Raw genomic sequence first — 15,036 nt, forward strand, 5'->3', positions numbered from 1 at the left:
ACTGTCAGGATACCCACAAACGACTTATGTAGACCCGTGAGATTGTGGCTATGGTCGATATCAATCTCCAACAACTCGGTCTCGAACTCGGGAGCGGGGCAGTCGTCGGCGGCATTATCGGGTTCGCGGCGAAGAAGGTCGCGAAGATCGTCGCGATCATCGTCGGGCTCGAACTCGCGCTGTTCAAGTTCCTCGAGTCCCGACAGATCCTCTCGGTCGACTGGGAGGCGCTCACCGGAGGGATGGCCGGTGCCGGCGAGGCCGCCACCTCGGGCACCCCACCGGACTGGGCGATGACGATCCTGTCGACGCTGTCGGTGTCGGCGGGCTTTACCGGAGGGTTCCTGCTCGGGTTCAAGAAGGGATAGCTCGGGTCTCCCGCTCGACGGTCAGCGGACGTTCAGGTCGTCCTTGTCCTTGATGATGCGCGTCTCCGCCTCGCCGCTCGTCACGTCGTTCACCAGGTCGTAGAAGTCGTTCTGCATCCCCGCGGGGAACGTGAGCACGCCGACCCACGAGCCGTCGTTCTGCCACTCCTCGCGTTCGAGGTCGCCGAACGTTCGGATGCGAGCCTGTGCGCTTCCGGCCTTGTCGGCCGACACCTGCACGGCGATCGTGACCTCCGAAAACCGGATCGGGATCACCGGCCGGAGCGCCTCCAGGGCGTCGTCGACCTGTGTCTCGACCGGTTCCATCGGATCGACGCGGAAGCCGGCCTCTTCGAGCGCGCGCTCAATTCGATCCGGCGGATGCGGTGCGTCGTCCATCTGCGGGTTGACCGCGTTGCGCGCGATGCGGTCGATCAGCTGTCGCCGCTTCTGTTCTTGCATCTCCCGACGCTGGTCGGCCGTGATCTGGATCTCCCCGCGTCGGACGACCTCCGGGATGATCTCCATGGGATCGGTCGTCTCGAACACCGTTTCGAGGTCCGATTCGGCGGGGCGATCGCCACGCGAGGCGTCCTCGAAGACGTCCTCGGCGGCGATGACCTCCTCCAGGTCGCCGTCGAACTCCCCTCGTTTCATCGCGAGCGCGGCGTCGGGGTGGATGAGGACCTCGAACCTGGCACCGTGTGATTCGAGGCGGGCGGTGACGGCTTCGTCGAGTGAAATCATGTCGAGGACTACCACCTCCGAATTTAAAAGCCCTCGCTGCGTCCGAAGACGACTCGGGCCGCCGCTGTCCGGTCTTCGCTGTCGGCATCGGGGCGGAACCGCTATCACCGCTGGCCGCGCTCGGAGAGGTATGGAGACGACCGAAGCGGAACCGCTCGCACGGCGGCTCGAACGGTTCATGCGGCGGAACTTCCCGCAGATCGAGATGCACGGCGGCACTGCCGGGATCGACGCGATCGACGAAGAGACGGGCCAGGTGTGGCTCACCCTCGCGGGTGCCTGTTCGGGCTGTGGCATCTCGCCACTGACGATCCAGGCGCTCGAAGCGCGCCTGGTGACCGAGTTCGACGAGATACGCGAGGTACACACCGCCACGGGCGACGGGTTCGACGACCGCAGCGGGCGACCGGACCTCTCCGACGTGCCGTTCTGAGGCCGTTTAGTGGTGGATTAATCGGCTGAAGGAGTGGTTTAACGAACACACGCGGCGCGTACTTATCACGGACGCGTGTCTGTGGAGAAACATGCTCTCCCCCGAGAACGCGACGTTCCACATCGTCTGTCGGGACTGTGCGTTCGAGTCGCTGGAGTCGGACTCGACCGCCGCCCGGCGTCTGGCGGACGAACACGCGGCGACCGCGGATCACTCGACACAGTACGCCCGGATCCAGTAACGTCTTTTCCGTTCCGGTTACGACTTCGGAGTTCCGGTTACGACAGTTCCGCGATGACGTCGAGCAGGTCGCCTTTATCCTGGACGCCGATGAGTCGCTTCGCCTGCTCGCCGCCCGCGTAGAACTGCAGCGTCGGAACGCTCCGGACGCCGGCGTCGCGCGCGAGGTCCTGGAGTTCGTCGATATCGACCTTCAGCACTGCGGCCTCGGAGTCGGCGGCGATCTCCTCGATCGTCGGTTCGAGCATCTTGCACGGCCCACACCAGTCGGCGTGGAAGTCGACGAGGACGACGTCGTGTTCGGCGACGAGTTCGTCGAGGTGCTCTTTGCTCTGTACGTGGATGGGTTCGCCGGGCTGTGCGGTGCTCATGCGTGCACGTACCGGTGGCACAGTCTTAAGAGTTGAGACGGTTTGCCGCGCGACCGCACATCCGGGGCTCAGCCGACGTCGTACCGGAGCACGACGCCGTCGTCGACCCGCTCGACGTCGCGGAGTTCCAGCCGCGGGAACTCGTCGACGAACCCGTCGCCGTCGGCGAGCGTCGGTGCGTCCCGCCCGCCGACGACGAGCGACCCGACGTAGACGGAGAGTTCGTCGACGAGGCCCGCGGCGAAGAGCGATGCGACGAGTTCGCCTCCGCCTTCGACCATGAGGCGGTCGATCCCCTCGGATTCGAGGGAGTCGAGCCCAGCCGTGAGGTCGACGTGTCCCCCGCCGTCGGCCGCCGTGACGACGACGCGTGCGCCCGCCTCGGCGAGCGCATCGCGGCGGTCCTCGGAAGTGACGTCGGTCACGAGGAGGTACGTCTCGGCCGCGTCGTCGAGGATCCGCGCGTCGAGTGGCGTCCGGCCGCGGGAGTCGGCGACGACGCGTGCCGGATTGCCGGACCGCCCGGAGCGGAGTCGGTGGACGCGTCGATCGTCGTCGTCGAGCGTGAGGTGTGGGTCGTCCGCGAGAACGGTCCCGACGCCGATCATGACGGCGTCGGCCGCGGCCCGGAGCCGGTCGACGCGGTCGAAGTCGGCAGTACCGCTGATCCGCAACTGTTCCCGCCGCCGCGTCGAGAGCTTCCCGTCGACGCTCGTCGCGGCGTTGACGACGACGTCCATGCCGCCGACTTACCGGGCGGAGCGAATGAGACTGTCGGTCGATCGACGGTGATCGACGGCGTTCTCCCGGGTCTGCGGCCCGACGTTCGGATCGGGGCGGTGAGCGACCGCACACCGCCTTTGTGAGGGGTGGCCCACCGCCATGAATTATATACCCACTCCCGAAAAGAGGTGTCAACGATGTCGCCAAAAGTGCTCTGGCTGGGATGGGGATACCCACCGAACGTCACGGGTGGTCTCGACACGTTCGTCGGTGAGATGTTCGAGCGGTTCCTCGATCGCGGGGTCGACATCGAACTCGTCCTGCCGGGGGAGTACGCCCCCGAGGACCGTGAGAACATCATCGGCGTCCCGACCGGAGACGGTGACATCATCACCCGCATCGGTCGGCTCTCCGCGGAGTTCGCAAAGCGCGCGGAGGACAAGGACATCATCCACACCCACGACTGGTTCGGCTACGGGCCGGGGTCGCGCGCGATGAACAACAGCGACGCGACGTGGGTGACGACGTTTCACTCGCTGTCGTCGGACCGGAACATCGACCCGCCCCAGCGCGAGGTCGAGACCGAACGGCGCGTCGTCGAACGCTGTGACGAACTCGTCGCGGTGAGTCACATCACCGCGCGCAAGATCAACGCGGAGTACGGCGGCGAGTCCGAGGTCATCCACAACGGCTTCTCCTCGCTCGAACGCACGGGCCGCGACATCAAAGACGAACTGGACATCGACGGGAAGATGCTCTTTTACGTCGGTCGACACACCGACCAGAAAGGGCTGTCACACCTCATCTACGCGCTGGAGAAGCTCCGGCGCGACGACGTGACGCTCGTGATGGGCGGACACGGCCACCTCACGGACCAGCTGAAGAAGTTCGCGGAACTGCTCGGCGTCGACGACCGGATCGTGTGGGCCGGCTTCATCGAGGAGCAGTATCTCGGCGACTACTACGGCTCGGCGGACCTGTTCGTCTCGCCGTCGTACTCCGAGCCGTTCGGGATCACCATCACGGAGGCGCTGTCGGTCGGGACCCGCGTCGTCGCCACCGAGTGCGGGGCCGCCGAGGTCATCCCCGAGTCCTGTGTCGTCCCCGCGGAGGTCGACTCCGGCTCGCTCGCCGACACCATCGCCCGAGCGCTCGAGATGGACGAACCCCTCGACTACGAGGTCCGAACCTGGGACACCGTCGTCGACGAGCATCTCGAGTTATACGAGCGCATCGCCTGAACCGCCGGGGCCGGCGGGATCGCCCTCGACCAGCCAGGCGGGCTTGCCCGCCGGATCGGTCGGTTCTCGTCCGCGACGACGCGAGCGGCGCGGCTCTCGGCGCGACGGGTACGAAAAGGGGGAACGGCCGGTTTACCTGAGAACGCGGACGTCGGTGACGGGTTCGGGATGTCTGATGGCGTAGCCGTCGGCCGTCGACCGCAGCCCCTCCTCGGGGAACTGCTGTCGTGCGGACTGGTACGGGCTGTCGCTCTGGGCGGCCGACTGGTACGGGCTGTCGCTCCGGGCGGACTGGTACGGGCTGTCACTCTGGGCGGACTGGTACGGGCTGTCACTCTGGGCGGCCGACTGGTACGGGCTGTCGCTCCGGGCGGACTGGTACGGGCTGTCGCTCGTCTCGGGCGGGCGCTCGAAGTCTTCGGGCGGGAGATAGATCCGTTCGCCCGACTCCGAACGGACGATGACGGCCGTGTCGCGGTCGCCCGTCATCTCGATCAGCGTTTCGCCCGCTGTGATCTCCACGGTGAACTCGACGTCGTCGGCGGCGGCCATACGTGTCAGTGTGTCGGGACGGTACTTAACTGTCGGGCTCACGGTCGGCGGCGTCCGGCTGCCGCCCGCGTGGAACGCTTTTTACCACAGCCCGCCCATACCTCCGTCCGATGGACATCGACGATCATGCCGAGGAGCTCGCCTCCGCCCTCGGCGTCGACAAAGCGGAGGTCAAAGCGGACCTGCAGAACCTGCTCCAGTACAGCGTCCCGGTCGACGAGGCGAAACAGAGCGTCCGGCGCAAGCACGGCGGCGACACCGGCGGGTCGACGTCGGCCCCGTCCTCGAAGGGGATCGGCGAGATCACGACCGACGACGGGAACGTGACGGTCACCGCGCGCGTGCTCACCGTCGGAACGCGCTCGATCCGGTACCAGGGCGAAGACCAGGTCATCCGCGAGGGCGAACTCGCCGACGCGACGGGGACGATCTCGTACACCTCGTGGGAGGACTTCGGCTTCGAAGCCGGCGACGCCGTCACTATCGGCAACGCGGGCGTCCGCGAGTGGGACGGAAACCCGGAACTCAACCTCGGGAGCTCCACGACCGTCGCGATGGCCTCTGAGGCCGTCGAGACGCCCTACGACGACGCCGTCGGCGGGGAGGCCGCCCTCGCTGAACTACAACCGGGCGATCGCGGGCGGAGCGTCGAGGTCCGCGTCGTCGAGGTCGAGTCGCGGACGATCGACGGCCGCGACGGCGAGACCGACATCCTCTCGGGCGTCCTCGGCGACGCGTCCGGTCGGCTCCCCTTTACCGACTGGGACCCACACGACCGCGTGACTGCGGGTGCGGACCTCCGGCTCGACGACGTGTACGTCCGGGAGTTTCGGGGCGTACCGTCGGTGAACCTCTCGGAGTTCACGACCGTCTCCGTCCTGGACGAGGGGGTCTCCGTCCGCGAGTCCGCGCCGCGGCTGTCGATCCGCGAAGCCGTCTCTTCGGGTGGGTTGTTCGACGTGGAAGTCGTCGGCAACCTCCTCGAGGTGCGTGACGGCTCCGGGCTGATCGAGCGCTGTCCCGACTGCGGGCGCGTGATCCAGAACGGCCAGTGCCGCTCACACGGCGACGTCGACGGCGAGGACGACATGCGCGTGAAGGCCATTCTCGACGACGGGACCGGGGCCGTGACTGTCGTCCTCGACCGTGACCGCACCGAATCGGTGTACGGCGGGACGATGGCCGAGGCGCGCGAGCAGGCCCGCGAGGCGATGGACAAGGAGGTCGTCGCCGACCGCATCCGCGACCGACTCGTCGGTCGGGAGTACCGAGTCAGAGGAAACCTCTCCGTCGACGACTACGGCGCGAACCTCGACGCCGCCGAGTTCGCCGAGTCCGACGAGGACCCGGCGGCGCGGGCGCGTGAGCGACTCGCCACCGAGGGGGTGTCGAGGTGAGTTCGAACGCGGACGGCTCGGACGCCGCCGAGCGGCCGAGCCGCGAGGTCGCCTACCGGCTGTTCGCCGCCGAGTTCGACGACGCCTCCCTCTCGTACTCCGAGTCGGACGAGGAGCGCGCCCCGAACTACGTCGTGACGCCGAGCGGCGCGCGGATCAACCGACTGTTCGCCGTCGGCGTCCTCACCGAGGTCGAACGCGTGAACGACGACGTGCTCCGGGGGCGGGTCGTCGACCCGACGGGCGCGTTCGTCAGCTACGCGGGGCAGTACCAGCCCGACGAGATGGCCTTCCTCGACCGCGCCTCCCCGCCGGCGTTCGTCGCGCTCTCGGGCAAGGCCCGGACGTTCCAGCCGGAGGACTCCGACCGCGTCTTTACCTCGGTCCGGCCGGAGTCGCTGAGCCGCGTCGACGCCGACACGCGCGACCGGTGGACCGTCTCGGCCGCCGAGGCGACGCTCAATCGAGTGGGAGTGATGGCCGCCGCGGCCCGCTCCGGGCTCGAAGGCGACGAACTCCGCGCCGGGCTCGAAGCGGCTGGCGTCGACGCGTCGCTGGCGTCGGGTGTCTCGCTCGCGCTCAACCACTACGGCACGGCACCGGCGTATCTCGCGGCCCTGCGCCGCCTCGCGTTCGACGCGCTCGAAGTCGTCGCCGGCGACCGCGACAGCGTCCGGGCGCTCGAACTCACACCCGGCGACGCCGGCACGGACGAGGCGGACCTCGACGCGCTGGCGGCCGATCTCGACCTCGTCAGTGCGGGACCCGTGCCCGATGCCGACGAGGCGGAGCGCGTGACGGCGGCCGATTCCGAAGCCGAGACCGACGTCGAAACCGACGCTCCGACCGCGGCCGGGTCGGAGAGCGCCCCCGGGGCGGCGGCCGGAGCCGGGGAATCCGAACCCGCCGACGCTACGCCCACCGACGCCGCGGCCGTCGACACGGGCGAGGCGTCGACGGAGTCCGAGACGGTGCCGTCGTTCGACGCAGGGGCCGCGACCGAGAGCGACTCGGCCGACGCCCAACCGGCCGGGGAGGACACAGTCGAGTCACCCTCGGCGGCGGAGGCATCCGGCGCCGCCGAGCGCGGGACGGAGTCGGCTCCCGACGAGACGACCGACGCGACGGCCGACACGCCCGAGACGAGCGACCGCGGGGCCGGGGACGAACTGGGTGACTTCGACACCGGCGGATCGACGGGCAGGACGGACGCCGCGGACGATCCGACGGGGCCGGAGTCGGAACCGGGGACGGAGGTGGACGTGGACACCGACGTCGCCGGCGACGAGATGTACGAACTCGACGCGGACGAGCGCGAGGAGATCGAAGCCGAGTTCGGCACGGAGTTCTCGACTGGGAGCGAGGTCGACCCAGCGGGCGAGGCAGGCATCGACGTTCCCTCCGTCGAGGAACTCGAAGACGAACTCGACGAGGACCTCGGCTCCGGGTCGGGAACGGCCGACGAGCCGACGGGCGCCGCGGACGCGTCGACCGGGCAGGAGTCGACCGACGCGGCCGAGACGGAACCCGACGACCCCGAGGGTACCGCGGACGCCACGGACGTCGACGTCGAGGCGGTCGCCGTCGAGGCGATGGAGGAACTCGACGACGGCGACGGTGCGTCGCGCGAGGCGGTCGTCGCATGGGTCGTCGACGAGTACGGCGTCGCTCCGGGCGACGTCGAGGACGCCATCCAGAGCGCGCTGATGAGCGGGCAGTGTTACGAGCCCGCGGAAGACTCGCTGAAGGCCATCTGAATGTCCGGCGAGGCGCTCGTCGAGCCGGTCCCCGGCGAGCCGGCGGCCGTGGCGTCGACCGGCGACGAGCGTGTGCTCTGTATCGCCGACTATCACGCGGGCATCGAGGTGGGGCTCCGGTACGAACGTGGGGTCGAACTGGCGAGCGCAGCCGACACGCGTCTCGCCCGTCTGGAGCGACTCCTCGACCGAACCGCCCCCGACCGCCTGCTCGTCCTGGGGGACCTGGTCCACCGGATCGGACGGCCCGACGGCGACGAGGTCGACGAACTCCGAACGCTCGTCGACAGGGTCACCGACCGAGTCCAGATGACGCTCGTCCCCGGCAACCACGACGGCGGGGTCGCCGACGCGGTCCCCGAACTGGAGGTGGCCGCCGCGGCGGGTCTCAGACTCGGCCCCGTCGGCTTCCTCCACGGCCACACCTGGCCCGCGCGCGACGTCCTCCGCGCCGAGGTCGTCTGCATGGGCCACGAGCACCCCGCGGTGAAACTCGAGGATGCCGTGGGGGGGAGTCGGGTCGAGCGCGCGTGGCTCCGCGGTCCCCTCGATCGGGAGGCGTTCGCGGGACACGTCGAGGACGACGGCGACGGAGAGGGAGTCGGAGTGGGAGACCGAAATCGGATCGAGGGAACGGAACTCGTCGTCGTGCCGGCGTTCAACGACCGCTCCGGGGGGACGTGGGTCAACGTCGACGGCCAGGGCTTTCTCGCCCCGTTCCTCCCCGGTGCGCTCCCCGACGCCGACCTGTACCTCCTCGACGGCACCAGACTGGGCCACTACCGGCAGGTCTGAGACGCCGGGGCCCCGAGCGGGTCCCCCAGGTCAGACGATCGTCGCGAGCGTGAACACGGAGTAGACGGTCGCCCCGAGCACGGCGACGAGCAACAGCGGCGTCGGTTCCGTCGGGGCCCCGGAGGCCTCGGGATGTTTCAATCCCCGTGCGGCCGTCCCGAAGACGACCATCCCCGCGACGAGGAGCACGAGCGTCTGGAGCGTGACGGCCGACAGCCCCTGGACGACGGCACGGACGAGCGTGACGAGCCCGGCGACGGCGAAGGAGAGCCAGTACAGCCGCGGGTAGTCGACTTCGACGTGGGCCATAGGGAGGGGTTGGGAGCGGGGGTGAAGAGCCCACCGCCTCCGCGGATCGAGCGAAACGAGTGGCTTAATCCGCTCGCGTCGCTACCGCGGGTATGACCGGCCCCGCGGCCGAGAGCGACGGGATGGACGCGTTCACTCATCTCCACCCGCGGGTCCGCGAGGCACTCTCCGACCGGGGCTTCTCGACGCCGACCGATCCACAGCGCCGGGCGATCCCGCCGCTCGCGTCGGGGCGAAACGCGCTCGTCATCGCCCCCACCGGGACGGGCAAGACGGAGACGGCGATGCTCCCGGTGTTTTCCGACATCTGTGGGATGGACGAAACGGAGCGCGAGGGCGTCTCGGCGCTGTACATCACGCCGTTGCGGGCGCTGAACCGCGACATGCGCGACCGCCTGGAGTGGTGGGGCGAACAGTTGAGGATCGACGTCGACGTCCGTCACGGTGACACCACGCGGTACCAGCGGACGAAACAGGCGAACGACCCGCCGGACGTCCTCGTCACCACGCCCGAGACGCTCCAGGCGATGCTCACCGGGAAGAAACTCCGGCGCGCACTGTCTGACGTCTCGCACGTGATCGTCGACGAGGTCCACGAACTCGCCTCCTCGAAACGCGGCGCGCAGTTGTCGGTGGGGCTCGAACGGCTCCGCCTTCTCTCGCAAGCGTACCAGCGGATCGGCCTCTCCGCCACGGTCGGCTCGCCAGCGGAGGTGGGGAAGTTCCTGACAGGCAACCGTGACTTCACTATCGTCGAGGTCGACGTGGGCAATCGGGTCGACTTCTCCGTCCGGTGGCCGGAGTCGAGGGACGAGGATCGTCTGCTCGCCGGTGAGTTGGCCTGCGACGAGGAGATGGCGACGCACGTCCGGTTCGTCAGGAATCTGGTCCGCGAGAACGAGTCGACGCTCGTCTTTGTCAACACGCGCCAGACCGCCGAGGCGCTCGGCGCGCTCTTCACGAAGCTCGATGAGCCGATCGGCGTCCACCACGGCTCGCTCTCCCGGGAAGCCAGGGTGGACGTCGAGGACGCATTCAAGACCGGCGAGATCGACGGACTCGTCTGTACGTCGTCGATGGAACTCGGCATCGACGTGGGCCGGGTCGACCACGTCGTCCAGTACGGCAGTCCCCGGGAGGTGGCCCGGCTGCTCCAGCGCGTCGGCCGCGCGGGCCACCGCCAGGATCTGGTGTCTGAGGGGACCGTCGTCGTCGGCCACCCCGACGACGCGCTGGAGGCGCTGGCCATCGCCCGCCGGGGGGTCGAAGGAGCCGTCGAACCCGCGAGCATCCACCACGGCAGCCTCGACGTCGTCGCCAACCAGATCGTCGGGCTGTTGATGGACGTCGGCGACGTGCGTGCGCCGGAGGCGTACGACCTCGTCACCCGGGCGTACCCCTTCCGCGACCTCTCCCGAGAGGCCTTCAAATCCGTGGTTCGGGAGCTGTCGACGAACCGGCTGGTGTGGCTCGACGAGGAGGCGGACCGCCTGGAGAAGTCGGGCGGGACGTGGCAGTACTTCTACGCGAACCTCTCGATGATCCCCGACGAGGAGACGTACGAGGTGTACGACCTCTCGAGTCGGACGCAGGTCGGGACGCTCGACGAACGGTTCGTCGTGAACTTCGCCGAACCGGGAGCGTCGTTCATCCAGCGCGGGGAGATGTGGCGCATCGACGAGATCGACGACGAGGAGAGCCGCGTGAACGTCAGCCCCATCGCGGACCCCACTGGCGAGGTTCCCTCCTGGATCGGCCAGGAGATCCCCGTCCCCCAGGCGGTCGCCCGAGAGGTCGGCGAACTCCGGGCGGTCGCCGGCAGCCAGTTGGCGGCGGGGGCCGACCTCGGATCCGTGGCACGCGACCTCTGCGGGCGGTATCCGACGGACGTGGAGACGGTGAAACGGGCGCTCGAACCGATCGAGCGCCACGTCGAGACCGGCCATCCGCTCCCCACCGATGACCGACTGGTGGTCGAGGGGGACGCTCGCACCGTGGTGTTGAACTCGACGAACGGCCACCAGGTGAACGAGACGCTCGGCCGCCTGCTGGCGGCGCTCGTCGGCCAGCGCACCGGTTCCTCCGTCGGCATGGAGGTCGACCCCTACCGCGTGACGTTCGAGGTACCTCAGCGGACGCGCGCGTCGGCGTTCGTCTCCACCCTCGAAGAGACCGACCCGGCCCACGTCGAGGCGCTCTGCGAACTCGCGCTGAAGAACTCGGACACGCTCAAGTTCACGCTGGCGCAGGTCGCCGCGAAGTTCGGCACGCTCAAACGCTACCAGGGCCGGGGTCGGTTCGGCGGCGACCGCCTGCTCGCGGCGCTCGAAGACACGCCGGTGTTCGACGAGGCCGTCCGGGAGGTGTTCCACCGCGACCTCGCGCCGGAGGCGACGAGGGAGCTTCTCACCCGGCTCCACGACGGCGAGCTCGGGCTCGAGGTGGCCCGCGAGCGAACCCCGCTCGGGACGGGCGGGCAGTCATCGGGGCGCGAGTTGCTCGTCCCCGAGAACGCCGACGCGAGCGTCATCGAGGCGGTGCGCGAACGCATCCGGAACGACCGCGTCATCCTCTTCTGCCTGCACTGCCAGGAGTGGCGGCGGAAGACCAAAGTGCGAAGAGTACCCGACCGCCCCGAGTGCCCCGACTGCGGCGCGACGCGGATCGCGGCGCTGAACCCGTGGGACGACGACGCGGTAAAAGCGGTGCGTGCGCCCGAGAAGGACGACGAACAGGAGCGGCTCACGAAGCGCGCGTACCGCTCGGCGAGCCTCGTCCAGGCCCACGGCAAGCAGGCACTGATCGCGATGGCCGCCCGTGGCGTCGGGCCGCACAACGCCGCGCGCATCATCTCGAAGCTCAGGGAAAACGAGGACGACTTCTACCGGGACATCCTCGAACAGGAGCGCCAGTACGCGCGGACGCAGTCGTTTTGGGACTGAGCCTCAGTCGAGGTTCCACTCGTCGAACAGGTGGCCCACGGCGGTCGCCAGCTCCTCGAAGTCGCGGAGGGTGACGTTGTCGGTGGTGATGATGACGCCGTGGTTGTGGGTCGTTACCCTGACCAGAAAGCCGTTCTCGAACACCCGGATAGTGTAGCGGTAGTCGCCGAGTTCGGAGCCCTGGTAGGCGTTCTGCGTGATGTTGAAGTCCTGCCACTCGCTCCCGACGAACGTGTCGAGGTCGGCGTCGCGTTCGAGGTCTCCCCTGAGATAGACCTGTTCGTAGTCGGTCCGGGAGAAGTAGACGACCGAGCGGACGCTGTCGCCGGCGGCGGTCCGGCACGTCGTCGCGAGGTGTCCTCGTGCCTCCTCGGGAAGGAGTTCGACGTCCGTCGGGGTATCGTCGCTCATGCGCGAGCAACCGCGCCCCGAGTACAAGAAGGTGGGGACGCCGGCGGTCGGTGCAGGGGGCAGCGTCGTGGTAGTCGAGGCCGCGGGGATGACCGTTCAGGTGTCGTGCGGGTCGCGGTCGGGCAGGAACGGCAGGACGAACGCGACGCCGGCGACGATCGCGAGAAAGCCGACGAGCGTCGGCGTCGTGAGCGCCCACGGGAGGAGCGACAGCGGTGATGCGGTGCCGGCGAGGACGTCAGCGAGCATCGGCGGCTCGAAGTAGACGAGGCCGATCACGCCGAAGACGGCGACGGCGAACGCGACGCGCCCGAGCGCCCGCACTACCCACCACGAGAACGAGACGGGCCCGCCGGTGAGCGCCCGCCACTCCCGCCGCAGCTTGGTCGGCCACGGCGTTCTCACCTGTCATCACCCCGCCCCGGTCGGCACTGACGAGACCTGTCGGACATACCGACCGTCTCGCGCCGCGAGGGGATAACAGTAGAGGGCGGATCAGTCGCCCGCTGGCGCGACGGCCGAGAAGGCCGCCTCGAACTCCTCGGCTCCGATCACCAGTTCGTCGGCGTGTTCGTTCGCCGCCGGGCCGTCGTAGCGCTCGGCGACGAGCGTGACCGCCCGCACGGCGGCCTCGCGGCAGAGCGCTTGGAGGTCGGCCCCCGAGAAGCCGGTCGTCCGCTCGGCGAGCGAGTCGAGGTCGACGTCGTCGGCGAGCGGCTTCTCGCGCGTGTGGACGCCGAGGATCGCCCGCCGGGCGGCTTCGTCCGGCAGCGGCACCTCGATGTGCTGCTCGAACCGCCCCGGACGGAGCAGTGCGGGGTCGAGCGCCTCGCGGCGGTTGGTGGCGGCGAGCACGACGAGCGAGGGGTTCTCGGCGGCCCGGTCGAGCTCCGTGAGCAGTTGCGAGACGACGCGTTCTGTGACTTCGGTGTCCCCGCCAGTCCCACGGGTGGAGGCGATGGCGTCGACCTCGTCGAAGAAGACGACGGCCGGGGCGGTCTGTCGGGCCCGTTCGAACAGTTCGCGCACCGACTTCTCGGACTCGCCGACGTATCTATCTAAGAGTTCGGGGCCGGCGACGTGAATGAAGTTGACGCCCGACTCGGCGGCGGTCGCGCGGGCGAGGAGTGTCTTGCCGGTGCCCGGCGGGCCGTGCAGGAGGACGCCGGAGGGGGGTGCGGCGTCGGCCGCCTCAAACAGCGGGCCGTACGTGAGCGGCCAGGAGACGGCGCGTTCGAGCGACGCTTTCACCTCGTCGAGGCCGCCGACGGCGTCGAACCCTTCGGTGGGTTTCTCGGCGACGTACTCCCGCATCGCCGAGGGCTCGACGCCCGCCATCGCCGTCTCGAAGTCCGCGCGGGTCACCCGAAGTTCACCGATCGCACTCCCGGCCTCCCGGCGGCGGAGCGCCGTCATCGCCGCCTCGGTCGTCAGCGATTCGAGGTCGGCACCGACGAAGCCGTGGGTTCTCGCCGACAGACGGTCGAGGTCGACGTCGTCGGCGAGCGGCATCCGACGGGTGTGGACCTCGAGCACCTCCCGCCGGCCGGCCTCGTTCGGGACGCCGATCTCGATCTCGCGGTCGAACCGGCCTCCTCTTCGGAGCGCGGGGTCAAGCGAGTCGACCCGGTTGGTCGCGCCGATGACGACTACCTCCCCGCGAGCGTCGAGCCCGTCCATCAACGACAGCAGCTGGCCGACGACGCGGTTCTCGACGTCCGAGTCGTCGTCGCGTTTGGCCGCGATCGAGTCGATCTCGTCGAAGAAGACGATCGCCGGTGACTCCTCGCGGGCGCGCTGGAACACGCGCCTGAGGTTCTCCTCGGAGTCGCCCTTGTACTTCGACATGATCTCGGGGCCCGAAACCGTGTGGAACGAGGCGTTGACCTCGTTGGCGACCGCCTTGGCGATCAGCGTCTTGCCGGTTCCCGGGGGACCATGAAGGAGAACGCCCTTCGGCGGGTCGACGCCGAGGTGGGCGAACACCTCGGGTTCGGAGAGGGGCAGTTCGATCATCTCCCGGACGAGTTCGAGTTCGCGGTCCAGCCCACCGATATCCTCGTAGGAGACGCCCGTCTCCGCGGCCGTCGGCGCGCCTCCGGACGTCGGCTCGGACGTCGTCCGTGGCTCACCGGTGCGGCCCGTCTCGTCGGGCGAAGCGCGGGTCGACGGCGGGGTGGACGCCGACTCGCCCGCGCCGGACGACCCCGACCGTTCCCCGTCGTCGCGCATCCGGACGAACACCTTGGTTCCCTCGGTCACGCGAACCGTGCCGTCGGGCTTCGTCGCGTGGACGAGAAACGGTGCCTCACTCAGGTGTTCGAGGTGGACGCGGTCGCCCTCCCGCACCGGCCGCTCGCGGAGCCCGCGCTTGACGTGGCGTTCCAGCGCGTTCTCGTCGGTGACGTGACCGGGGGCGACAACGGTCACGGCGTCGGCGTCGTCGACGTCGACGGCCGAGACGCGGACGGTCTCGCCGATCTTCACGCCGGCGTTGGCCCGCGTGTCGGCGTCGATCTGGAGGCCGTCGGGCGGGAGCGAGCCACGGCCGGGCCATACCTTCGCGACGGTCGTCCGGTCGCCTTCGACGACGACGCTATCGCCGCTCAGGACGCCGAGCCGTCTGCGAACCGTCTCGGGCAGCCGAGCGATCCCCCGGCCGGCGTCGCGTTTCTCCGCACCGCGGACGGTCAGTTCGACCGCCGCGTCGTCTGTCATACGCGTGGTTGGGTCTCGACGCTACTTAGCTT

General features: G+C 69.2%; 16 protein-coding genes. 8 read left to right on the plus strand and 8 right to left on the minus strand.

What is annotated here, in order from left to right; genetic code table 11:
* Nucleotides 1-50: 50 nt before the first annotated feature.
* A complete protein-coding gene (locus NKJ07_RS05825; protein ID WP_318569640.1) occupies nt 51-368 on the plus strand; it encodes an FUN14 domain-containing protein in 318 nt (105 codons plus the stop codon).
* Nucleotides 369-389: 21 nt separating this feature from the next.
* On the opposite strand, the gene NKJ07_RS05830 is transcribed toward NKJ07_RS05825, so the two are convergent.
* Entirely contained in the window at nt 390-1,115 is a 726-nt protein-coding gene (locus NKJ07_RS05830) for a ribosome assembly factor SBDS (RefSeq protein WP_318569641.1), read from the minus strand.
* Between the two features lie 130 nt (nt 1,116-1,245).
* On the opposite strand from NKJ07_RS05830, the gene NKJ07_RS05835 reads away from it, so the two are divergent.
* Together NKJ07_RS05835 and NKJ07_RS05840 are read left to right on the plus strand one after the other, a co-directional pair.
* Entirely contained in the window at nt 1,246-1,548 is a 303-nt protein-coding gene (locus NKJ07_RS05835; RefSeq protein WP_318569642.1) for a NifU family protein, read from the plus strand.
* A gap of 91 nt (nt 1,549-1,639) precedes the next feature.
* The gene (locus tag NKJ07_RS05840) at nt 1,640-1,789 is read left to right on the plus strand and encodes a hypothetical protein (protein ID WP_318569643.1); all 150 of its coding nucleotides are present in this window, start codon (nt 1,640-1,642) and stop codon (nt 1,787-1,789) included.
* 37 nt (nt 1,790-1,826) lie between these two features.
* On the opposite strand, the gene trxA is transcribed toward NKJ07_RS05840, so the two are convergent.
* On the minus strand, nt 1,827-2,159 hold the full coding sequence (gene trxA / locus NKJ07_RS05845) for a thioredoxin (protein WP_318569644.1): 333 nt from the start codon (nt 2,157-2,159) through the stop codon (nt 1,827-1,829).
* A 68-nt stretch (nt 2,160-2,227) separates the two neighbouring features.
* Nucleotides 2,228-2,899: a 2,5-diamino-6-(ribosylamino)-4(3H)-pyrimidinone 5'-phosphate reductase gene (locus NKJ07_RS05850; protein WP_318569645.1), complete on the minus strand. Its 672-nt coding sequence runs from the start codon at nt 2,897-2,899 to the stop codon at nt 2,228-2,230.
* A 180-nt stretch (nt 2,900-3,079) separates the two neighbouring features.
* Between NKJ07_RS05850 and NKJ07_RS05855 the strand changes: the two genes are divergently transcribed.
* Nucleotides 3,080-4,123, plus strand: a complete 1,044-nt coding sequence (locus NKJ07_RS05855; protein ID WP_318569646.1) for a glycosyltransferase family 4 protein — start codon at nt 3,080-3,082, stop codon at nt 4,121-4,123.
* Nucleotides 4,124-4,255: 132 nt separating this feature from the next.
* Here the strand turns inward: NKJ07_RS05855 and NKJ07_RS05860 are convergent, their stop codons facing one another.
* A complete protein-coding gene (locus NKJ07_RS05860) occupies nt 4,256-4,675 on the minus strand; it encodes a DUF7510 family protein (protein ID WP_318569647.1) in 420 nt (139 codons plus the stop codon).
* Between the two features lie 110 nt (nt 4,676-4,785).
* Here NKJ07_RS05860 and NKJ07_RS05865 point away from each other — a divergent pair, with 110 nt between their 5' ends.
* The 3 genes from NKJ07_RS05865 to NKJ07_RS05875 are packed head-to-tail and all read left to right on the plus strand — an operon-like array spanning nt 4,786 to nt 8,624.
* The gene (locus tag NKJ07_RS05865; RefSeq protein WP_318569648.1) at nt 4,786-6,072 is read left to right on the plus strand and encodes a Single-stranded DNA binding protein; all 1,287 of its coding nucleotides are present in this window, start codon (nt 4,786-4,788) and stop codon (nt 6,070-6,072) included.
* Complete coding sequence (locus NKJ07_RS05870) at nt 6,069-7,829, plus strand: hypothetical protein (RefSeq protein WP_318569649.1); 1,761 nt, start codon at nt 6,069-6,071, stop codon at nt 7,827-7,829. The genes NKJ07_RS05865 and NKJ07_RS05870 overlap by 4 nt, the downstream gene beginning before the upstream one ends.
* The gene (locus NKJ07_RS05875; protein WP_318569650.1) at nt 7,830-8,624 is read left to right on the plus strand and encodes a metallophosphoesterase; all 795 of its coding nucleotides are present in this window, start codon (nt 7,830-7,832) and stop codon (nt 8,622-8,624) included.
* A 30-nt stretch (nt 8,625-8,654) separates the two neighbouring features.
* Here the strand turns inward: NKJ07_RS05875 and NKJ07_RS05880 are convergent, their stop codons facing one another.
* Entirely contained in the window at nt 8,655-8,933 is a 279-nt protein-coding gene (locus NKJ07_RS05880; RefSeq protein ID WP_318569651.1) for a hypothetical protein, read from the minus strand.
* Between the two features lie 92 nt (nt 8,934-9,025).
* Between NKJ07_RS05880 and NKJ07_RS05885 the strand changes: the two genes are divergently transcribed.
* Nucleotides 9,026-11,875: a DEAD/DEAH box helicase gene (locus tag NKJ07_RS05885; protein ID WP_318569652.1), complete on the plus strand. Its 2,850-nt coding sequence runs from the start codon at nt 9,026-9,028 to the stop codon at nt 11,873-11,875.
* Nucleotides 11,876-11,878: 3 nt separating this feature from the next.
* Here NKJ07_RS05885 and NKJ07_RS05890 read toward each other — a convergent pair whose 3' ends face one another.
* From NKJ07_RS05890 to NKJ07_RS05900, 3 genes are all read right to left on the minus strand, one after another.
* Entirely contained in the window at nt 11,879-12,286 is a 408-nt protein-coding gene (locus tag NKJ07_RS05890; RefSeq protein ID WP_318569653.1) for a DUF7522 family protein, read from the minus strand.
* A 96-nt stretch (nt 12,287-12,382) separates the two neighbouring features.
* Nucleotides 12,383-12,691, minus strand: a complete 309-nt coding sequence (locus NKJ07_RS05895) for a hypothetical protein (RefSeq protein WP_318569654.1) — start codon at nt 12,689-12,691, stop codon at nt 12,383-12,385.
* 90 nt (nt 12,692-12,781) lie between these two features.
* Nucleotides 12,782-15,004 carry an AAA family ATPase gene (locus NKJ07_RS05900; RefSeq protein WP_318569655.1) on the minus strand — a complete coding sequence of 741 codons (2,223 nt, stop codon included), beginning with the start codon at nt 15,002-15,004 and terminating at the stop codon, nt 12,782-12,784.
* Nucleotides 15,005-15,036: the final 32 nt, after the last annotated feature.

Source organism: Salinigranum marinum (genome assembly GCF_024228675.1).
Classification (GTDB): Archaea; Halobacteriota; Halobacteria; order Halobacteriales; family Haloferacaceae; genus Salinigranum; species Salinigranum marinum.

Bases quoted from the DNA above. Each gene is read 5' to 3' on its own strand.
- NKJ07_RS05825 (WP_318569640.1), top strand. From the start codon at position 51: ATGGTCGATATCAATCTCCAACAACTCGGTCTCGAACTCGGGAGCGGG.
- NKJ07_RS05830 (WP_318569641.1), bottom strand. From the start codon at position 1,115: ATGATTTCACTCGACGAAGCCGTCACCGCCCGCCTCGAATCACACGGT.
- NKJ07_RS05835 (WP_318569642.1), top strand. From the start codon at position 1,246: ATGGAGACGACCGAAGCGGAACCGCTCGCACGGCGGCTCGAACGGTTC.
- NKJ07_RS05840 (WP_318569643.1), top strand. From the start codon at position 1,640: ATGCTCTCCCCCGAGAACGCGACGTTCCACATCGTCTGTCGGGACTGT.
- trxA (WP_318569644.1), bottom strand. From the start codon at position 2,159: ATGAGCACCGCACAGCCCGGCGAACCCATCCACGTACAGAGCAAAGAG.
- NKJ07_RS05850 (WP_318569645.1), bottom strand. From the start codon at position 2,899: ATGGACGTCGTCGTCAACGCCGCGACGAGCGTCGACGGGAAGCTCTCG.
- NKJ07_RS05855 (WP_318569646.1), top strand. From the start codon at position 3,080: ATGTCGCCAAAAGTGCTCTGGCTGGGATGGGGATACCCACCGAACGTC.
- NKJ07_RS05860 (WP_318569647.1), bottom strand. From the start codon at position 4,675: ATGGCCGCCGCCGACGACGTCGAGTTCACCGTGGAGATCACAGCGGGC.
- NKJ07_RS05865 (WP_318569648.1), top strand. From the start codon at position 4,786: ATGGACATCGACGATCATGCCGAGGAGCTCGCCTCCGCCCTCGGCGTC.
- NKJ07_RS05875 (WP_318569650.1), top strand. From the start codon at position 7,830: ATGTCCGGCGAGGCGCTCGTCGAGCCGGTCCCCGGCGAGCCGGCGGCC.
- NKJ07_RS05880 (WP_318569651.1), bottom strand. From the start codon at position 8,933: ATGGCCCACGTCGAAGTCGACTACCCGCGGCTGTACTGGCTCTCCTTC.
- NKJ07_RS05885 (WP_318569652.1), top strand. From the start codon at position 9,026: ATGACCGGCCCCGCGGCCGAGAGCGACGGGATGGACGCGTTCACTCAT.
- NKJ07_RS05890 (WP_318569653.1), bottom strand. From the start codon at position 12,286: ATGAGCGACGATACCCCGACGGACGTCGAACTCCTTCCCGAGGAGGCA.
- NKJ07_RS05900 (WP_318569655.1), bottom strand. From the start codon at position 15,004: ATGACAGACGACGCGGCGGTCGAACTGACCGTCCGCGGTGCGGAGAAA.